Annotated in this window: 5 protein-coding genes and 1 pseudogene; 5 read left to right on the top strand and 1 reads right to left on the bottom strand. The window is 33.4% G+C overall.

Features of this window, described 5'->3' with window-relative positions; genetic code table 11:
• Nucleotides 1–62: 62 nt before the first annotated feature.
• Both GJV76_RS14765 and GJV76_RS14760 read left to right on the top strand, forming a co-directional pair.
• On the top strand, nt 63–1,157 hold the full coding sequence (locus tag GJV76_RS14765) for a hypothetical protein (RefSeq protein WP_155093359.1): 1,095 nt from the start codon (nt 63–65) through the stop codon (nt 1,155–1,157).
• Between the two features lie 632 nt (nt 1,158–1,789).
• Nucleotides 1,790–2,941, top strand: a complete 1,152-nt coding sequence (locus GJV76_RS14760) for a hypothetical protein (protein WP_155093358.1) — start codon at nt 1,790–1,792, stop codon at nt 2,939–2,941.
• Nucleotides 2,942–3,028: 87 nt separating this feature from the next.
• Here the strand turns inward: GJV76_RS14760 and GJV76_RS14755 are convergent, their stop codons facing one another.
• Entirely contained in the window at nt 3,029–3,421 is a 393-nt protein-coding gene (locus GJV76_RS14755; RefSeq protein ID WP_155093357.1) for an adenylyltransferase/cytidyltransferase family protein, read from the bottom strand.
• Nucleotides 3,422–4,014: 593 nt separating this feature from the next.
• Between GJV76_RS14755 and GJV76_RS14750 the strand changes: the two genes are divergently transcribed.
• From GJV76_RS14750 to GJV76_RS14740, 3 genes and pseudogenes are all read left to right on the top strand, one after another.
• Nucleotides 4,015–5,019: an AraC family transcriptional regulator gene (locus GJV76_RS14750; RefSeq protein WP_155093356.1), complete on the top strand. Its 1,005-nt coding sequence runs from the start codon at nt 4,015–4,017 to the stop codon at nt 5,017–5,019.
• An 8-nt stretch (nt 5,020–5,027) separates the two neighbouring features.
• The gene (locus GJV76_RS14745) at nt 5,028–6,125 is read left to right on the top strand and encodes a helix-turn-helix domain-containing protein (RefSeq protein ID WP_155093355.1); all 1,098 of its coding nucleotides are present in this window, start codon (nt 5,028–5,030) and stop codon (nt 6,123–6,125) included.
• 409 nt (nt 6,126–6,534) lie between these two features.
• Nucleotides 6,535–8,088 (top strand): annotated as a pseudogene (locus GJV76_RS14740) (hypothetical protein); the annotation flags it as partial.

Here is an 8,088-nt window from a genome sequence, read left to right as displayed (position 1 = left end):
AGTCTGAAAAAACTACTCTTTTTATCGGACAACAATGAATAATTAATTAAAGTAAGAGTATTATGAAGAAATTATGTTTTCTTTTTGCATTTTTATTAGTATTGTCCTCGTGTAGTAGTGATGATAATACAGTAGCTCCTGTAGAGGGTGAAGATGTACAAGTAAAGAGTAGGCTTGTAGTGAGTGCAACAGCTACAGATGTTACAGTTGGGGAAGTAGTTGAGTTTACTGCCAAAGACAAGAGCGGTGCTGTGGTGGAAGAAGCAAAGTTTGTGGTAAATAGCAGTAGTATTTCTGCTAAACACGCCTTTGATAAAGCTGGTCAGTATGCGGTAAGTGCTATCCACAAAGATTTTGCTGGGAGTAATGAAGTAGTGATTAACGTTGGTAAGGCTACTTTAGAGTTAAGGTTAAGTCACAAGGAAGTGACAGAGGGCGAAACGGTTACTTTTCAGGTTTTCAATGGAGAAGAGGAGCTTAGTAGTGGTGTGAAGATATATGAAGTAGGTAGCGAGAAGGCATTGGAGCAAATGACTTATGTGGCTAAAACCTCTGGTTTGGTTTCATTTGTGGCTAAAGGAGAAGGATTTATAGATTCAAATCAGGTTTCTCTAACTGTTTTAGAGGACAAGATACCTTACCAAGATACTTTAGTATTAAGTGGAGATGCTTTTGAGATTGATGCGGTTAGTTTTGATTTCGATGTTAAAGAAGTAAATGGTGAAAATGTTGGAACTGTCAAGAAAACAACTGATGGCGCCTATGCAAATCAATATACTTTGATCATCAGAAACAAGGCTAATGACAAGGCGGGTAGAAGTTTTATATTTGTCGATATTTGGGTAATTAACCCAACTATTAAGGTCAATAGCGATGGAGAGGTGACTGATTATGGAAAACGCGTCTTGCCGACAAACGACAATACGATAGTGCGCTCGGTGTATTCCTCTATCAAGGGATATGAAGTAAGCGATACTTTTAACAAGCTTCACGAGTCAGAACTTAAAATCAGAAAGTTTGAGGTAAAAGAATTAGATGCTAAAGCAAGAGCAGATGGAGAGACAGAGCTGATGTTTAACTACGAGTCTTTGGATGGGGCATTCAAACTGGAGTTTAAATACAACGGTGAGATGTATGTGAAAGACTATAAAAGTTAATAACCTGAAAGTTAATTTTATGCAATGTTTTTTTTTGTGAAAAGCACAATTATAAAATAAAAAAAGATGCCCACAAATTGTGGAACATCTTTTAAACACTTTACTAATTTATGTTTCTTTTTTATAGCGATGTAAAAGTAGATATAATTCTCATTTTAGGTTTATCTATAAAGTATCGATTAACTTAATGAAGTGTTAATAAATAATGGTAAATAATAAAAAAAGGAAGCTGATTAGCTTCCTTTTTTTATTACGAATGAAGAAAAAGGATCATTCTTAAAAGTATAAAAAGTTTGTATCTCAATCCAAAGACTTGTAATAATACAGAAGTTCTCTGCGATTAAATACTATAGTGTAAATATACGATTTTTTAATAGATCGAGTTGTGAGCATAAATCAGTGATAGGGATAACAAGAGGTTAACTAATTGTATTTATGGTGATTGCCGACTGACTGTATGCTGTTTGGATAGTATTTTATTTTAGTTAATATTAGCTTAAATGTTTTGTTACATATGAGTTTGTATTTGATTTATATGTAATATTTATTTTATTTTTTTATGATTATTGCATTATTTATACTATTATTGTTTATTATAATTCAATACGAACTAAAAGTAAAAGTTAATAAATATGAAGATAAAATCTGTAAGATTAAGCTTGTTATCTCTTGTCTTGTTAGGTTCAGTTACGGTTGTAAGCTGTTCGAGTGACGATAGTGCGCCCTATTCTCAACCGCCTACGGAAAGTGAGCCTACTGAACCGGAAGAAGAAGCAGAAAAGGCAACTTTGGATGTTGTGGTAAAACAAGTGACTGAAAGTAGTGTAACCTTTACTTTAGGGGCTAAACACGCTGTGAGCGCTTACTATCACATTGTGGACAAAGGTGTGGAAGTAAGTCAAAAAGAGATTTTAGAAAAGGGTGTAAAGGTAGAGGCTTTAGAGGGGGATGTTACTGCCGAAGGGTTACTACCTGGTAAAGAATACGAACTGTATGTAGCAGCTCTAAACCAAGAGGAAGTTGTAACGATGACCGACAAAGGGATTGGGTTTACAACTAAGGATCAAGTGGTAGATGTTAGCATTGCTTTAACTGAGGTAGATGCGACACACGAGAGAGTGTTATTTACGCTTACTCCAACTGATGCTGTACAGGCAAGGTATATGGTGTTAGAGAAAGCCGATGTAGCAGACTTGGATATCACAGCAGAGTTTGTTTTAGAGAATGGGAATAACATTATTAATTTAAAACAACCATCTAATTTAAAACCAAAAGTGTCTAAGCCTGATACTGATTATGTAATCTACGCGGCGGGGCTTTCTGCAACGGGAATGACAGTTGTAGTCTCTGAAGAGGTGAGAACCAAGGAGGTGCCAACTGATCCAGTGGACGATGGAACGTTGCGTTTTACCAAGTTGAACTTTACTGGGGATGAAGTAAATAAGAATGTGACATACTATCTATACTTTACAAGTGATGAGTGGGATGTAACATTTAAAATTGCTGCAACAGATGCTAAAGAAGAAGAATTAAAAGAAGGTAAGTATATCAGAAATAGTAAAGCTGAGATAAATCCTGGACCTGGACAAGTAGGAAAATCTTATACTATCCTAAACAAAAAGACCAATGAAAAAGATACAGATATTGATTATGGAGATATAATCATAACAAAACAAGGGGCAAACTATAAAGTAGTTGTCGATATGGTTAGGTTAAGTGACTTTAAAAAGCACTTTAAAGCTGAATTTAATGGTATACCTGTGATAGGTGAGCCGCGTCCATAAAATATGGATATAGTTAGTAAGCTCTAAGTAATAATAGTATTTAGAGGTATGTTTAAGAAAGAGATGCTATCCAAACGGCATCTCTTTTTATTTTTGACGCATTACTTTCCTTGGTCGAAGATCCATATTGTTGTAGTAAATGCGGATATTCTTCTTTAAGCAGTATTCTTTCGCTGTAAAGGGTTTGAGCTTGTATTCCTTACCGATGATTCGAACGTCTATTTTATAGGCGTGCATAATGTCTTCTAAGTCTGTTTCATTTTGGTAGGGAATAATCTCATCTACGTATTTGCATCCTTTTAATTGAATATAGCGTTCCACTAAAGATAAGTCTTGAACAATTGGAGCAGTAGGGTCGTAATTGGCAACAGTGTTTAAGCCTACAATGAGGTAATCACATTGGCTTTTGGCCTCTTCAAGCATTTTGATATATCCTGCGTGTAAATGTGAAAATGCGGCAAAGGTGATTCCGATTATCATATTGTGTTTGTTTATGTGAGTAACTGTCAAAGTTAAACAAACTTTAGATTAAATAGGTATGTATTAAGTAGTTTTTAGATTAGAAAACGCTAATGTACAGCTATAGTTTTTAAATGGGTATCTCAAGAATTAAGCCATGAATTGTAGTGAAGAAAATAAGGCTACCTTTTAGATAAAATCGGTAGCCTTATCAGTAAAGTGTTTTATACAATACGTTGTGACTTTCTGAGTGTAATTTAGTGACAATTATGTTTATTTGTGTCGATTTGAGTAAGTATGTTAGTAGCTTAGGTAATGAACTGCTATTTTTTTAACTACTTTGCTTAAAGTGGAGTTTAGTAGATCCAAATAAGATATTCTTTGTTAAAAAGTAAAGTTTAACATTACTGTTCTTAAGTTGTTTTTTTATATAAAATTATATTTTTTTAGTCGCTATTTGTGATTTTATTATGATATAATATGTGTGTTAACCTTTAAATTGTAATTGATGTTGTAGAGTATTTTGTTTATTTATTTAGAATTTGTGACTATTTGAGATTTTATGGTCTTACTTTGTGACGGGCAATGTGTTACACAACCTAAATTGAAAAAAAATGCATAGATTATTATCAAATATTGACTTGAATTTGCGTAGTAAGATGACTCAACTTTTGTTGGGAGCATTTATCTTGCTATTAGGCCTTGGTTTGGTGCTTTTAATTTCTTTAACAAGTGAGCGTAGTTTATTTCCATTTCTCATTAGTGTATTGCTGTATTCAAGTGTAGTTTACTTTGAAGAGAGATGGCAGAGAACAATTGTACAGCAATTGTCTATTATTTCTCTTGTTGGGTCTGTCGTTTTGTTTTTTGATTTAAACCATTGGCTTGCAATAGGGATTATGAACTTTATAGCTGTGTTATATTTTATTTTCTTCTTGTGTCCCCTGAACTTTGAGCAAGTGAAATGCAAGATTAAAATCGAGTTTATTGTTTTCTTGAGTATTTTTTTTGGATTAAATATTCTCTTGTTTAATCTCGAGTATTTGGTAAGTGTTTTTGGCAGGGATTTATATTTTAACGATTTATTGTTCAGTTATTTGCATTTGTTGTTAGAGCTTTCTGCCATAATCTTGTCTTTGATAACAGGAGGATTTATTTTGTATACTGTTATTCACAGCCACCATTTAAGTGATGTTCCTGAAACGAAAGGTATGGAGAAGCAAGTAGAATTTCAAGGAGTATTATTAACAAAAGAAAAAGGCGGTATAGTCTCAGAATATGTAATCGCGGAGAAGATTGTTTCTTTTTTTGAAAGTAGTGACGATTATTTACAGAGCACTTTCTCAGCCAAGCAATTGAGTAGCGAAATTGGATTGGAGAATCAGAGGCAATTAAGTGTGATTGTTCAGCATTTTTTTCACTTGACTTTCAATGAATTACTTGCCAAGTATCGTATCGCACATGCGTTGAATCTACTTAGAAATGAACAAAACTGGAGCATTGTTTCTGTTGCTGAGAGTTCAGGATTTCGCTCCTTTACTACATTTAATAAATACTTTGTTCACTTTGTTGGTATGAAAGCCTCCGATTATAAAGACAGAAATATTAAAATCGATTAAAATTATATATGTTCCCCACCTTACTATTACTACTACTAACACTTTTATTTATTTACCGTTCAAAAGAAGAAAGACAGTTGTCTGATCTCAAGATAATTCTTGTGAATGCTATCTTGGTTTTTAATTGGATGTTGATGTTTTTAGCACAAAAATTACAGTTGAACGAGGATTTTTCTTTAGGTTTAATCTTTAGCTTTTTTAATGGATCTCTATTAATCTTTTTATTGGGATTCAAGAATAAATATTTGTTTGTTCATTTTTATATAGCATTGATGCTATTGATTGTCTATGTGATCGTCTATTCGACTTCCTTGGCCAATAATGTTGACTTTATGCTAAAAGCGAATTGTGTGGCACTGATAACTACAGGGATATTGAATATAGGCTACGCTTGTTTGGGCTTTGTCACATTGAGTAAGAGTTCTCTAAAGTCTTACTATCGTTGTATACCTACATTTTATATCATTTCGCTTTTTATTGGTTCTTTTTTAGGGATTTCATTTTTGTTTACAGAGACTCTTTTGCTGAGTAATATTGCTATTTATACATTACATGTGGCTCTTGTATTGGTAGTATCCGTAGTTTTCTTAGCTGTACATACATGGAAAGGTAAGCGCTCAGAGAAAGAAGGAAAAAATGTGGAAAATACTGTTATAGCACAACCCAAAGTAGCAGAGGTTGTTGTGGAAGTGAGGGAAAAGTCACTTGCTATTGTAGATATAGAAGCCATGACTCCTATTACGGATAAGATAGAAGGTGATCAAGCTGCTAATGATCTCGAAATTAAACAATTAATTTGGAGAGAAGTGATTGAGCCACAGTTATATTTGAAACACGATTTAACATTATCAAAGCTTAGCAAGATTTTGAAACGTGACAAAGCAGAGTTGAAAGATTTTTTTGCACGTACCGAAGCAAATACCTTTACTCACTATATTAACCGCTTTCGCATCGAGTATGCTGTTACTTTATTGCGCACTAATGCTGATGGGGATTTGAATGTAGAAAAAGCTGCAGAATTATGTGGTTTTAATAGTAGAGTATCGTTTTATAGAGCGTTTGTAAATGTGATGGGCTTTCCTCCATCTGAGTTGTTAGAAAGTTAATTAACAACTGTATTGATTCAAAATTTAATTACAGACTAATACCTTGTTTGCCTTATTGTGTTAATAAGGTCAGGGGATGTTTTGTCTACTCTTCTTTTGCTTTTAATGACAAAAAATGACTTGATACTCCTTGTTTTTTAATTAGTTGTGTTTCTCTGTGAGATTGTTGGGTGTTGCGAAAAGTTAATTGTTAAACTTTGTTTCAGTAGGCCTTAACTGTAGTGGTACTGGTACTTTTGAAACGTATTTTAACATGGTGTAGGGTAAATTTGAACCAAATAATACATAAAGTATAGAATAGTTTTTAGTCTGGATATTTTAAGATAGCAGAGTTTAGGTTTAGGAAGTTTTATCTCCTCTATTTCTATCCAAGTGTGAATTACGATTAACAAATTGAATAAAAAAAAGTATGAAAAAAAGATTACTATCAGTTGCATTGTTAATGACTGGGTCTTTTTGTGCCTATTCTCAAGTGGGAGTGGGAACTGTAAAACCCAATAAGTCGGCTGAGTTAACTGTTGAATCAAGCAATAGAGGGGTGCTTATCCCAAGACTTGGTTTAACAGGATATCAAGACCGAACCACAATCATTAATTTCCCTACCAATGGAATTAATAGTTTGCTTGTGTTTAATACCGCTTCGGTTAAAGCATCAGGCAAAGAAAAAGGTTTAACTCCTGGATTTTACTATTGGTTTATTGATCAGTGGGTACGCCTTACCAATGAAGGGGATATCCCAGAGATTGTTGTAAATAATTTTCAAGAAATTGTAAACAAGGATGGAGATAAGGTTGAGAATATCATCAAAAATATCATAAATAATACCGAAGGTAATGTTGTATATGAAGGTGATAAACTTTATTATATTGACAGTGATGGTAAGAAAGTTGAGATAAAAGATAAGTTAACTACAATTACTTATGACAAAGAAACTGGAGACTATATTTATTATAATGAAGGTGCTGTAGATCGCAATGGTAATATTATTGGTAAAGGTATTCGCATTGAAGTAAAACAGGCGGTTATCAATAAATTTGGTGATATTATCAATAATAAATCTGTTCAAGATCATATTACTAACTTCCTTGATGGAACCTACGTTGGTGGTAATGTTTATTACGATGGCGATAAACTTACTTATATAACTAAAGATGGTGAAACAAAAGAGGTATCTATTAAAGATGTGGTAACAGCTAACGAGAGTAAGACTGTTATTATCACTTTCAATAAAAAGCAATACTACGTTTCTGAAGAGTATCTAGTAGAAAATAAAGGTGTAGTGCCAACTACAGTAGATGCTTCTAATTTGCCAAAAGGAATCTATGCTATTGATGTAGTGGGGGGAGTTGTAAATAACTTTGAGGAGATAGTAAACAAAGGGCCTATTACTGTTGATGGACGTACATTTAAGACAGTGAACGATTATATTACTTATCTAACAGAATCTAAAGGTGGGTTTACTAAGATTGTATATGATCAATCTACAGGTGATGTTATCTTCCAAGAATGGGATGAGACTACTAACTCATGGGTAAATGTAGATAACTCTAAGTTTAGCACTATTGTTAAGGCAAACGAGACTTTGACTACATTACTAGATAAAGGAGATGGAACTTTTACTTATACCGATGAGAATGGTAAAACAGTAAGTTTTGATTCAAATAATACAGTAGTTGAAATCAAGGATGGTGTTTATACTTTCAAAGATGGTAAAGGTGAAGTGATTACTACGATTGATACCAATGCTAAGGCAATTGGTTACGACAATAGTAAATCAGGTATAGATGCTAAAAATGTACAGGATGCATTAGATAAGTTAGCTGATAATCTAGGTAAAGGAGCAGGAGTAAAGTTACAGGATAAAGGAGACGGAAAAGTAACCTTAGTGGCTGATAATGGAGATGAATTAGGAAGTATTGATAAATCTAAGTTAACAGAAGATGCCTTAAATAAAGGATTGTTC

Origin of the sequence: Myroides albus, from assembly GCF_009711045.1 — a bacterium.
In the GTDB taxonomy this organism is placed as follows: domain Bacteria; phylum Bacteroidota; class Bacteroidia; order Flavobacteriales; family Flavobacteriaceae; genus Flavobacterium; species Flavobacterium album_A.
Note: the sequence above shows the minus strand (reverse complement) of the source record. Positions and strands in the feature narration are given on the sequence as shown.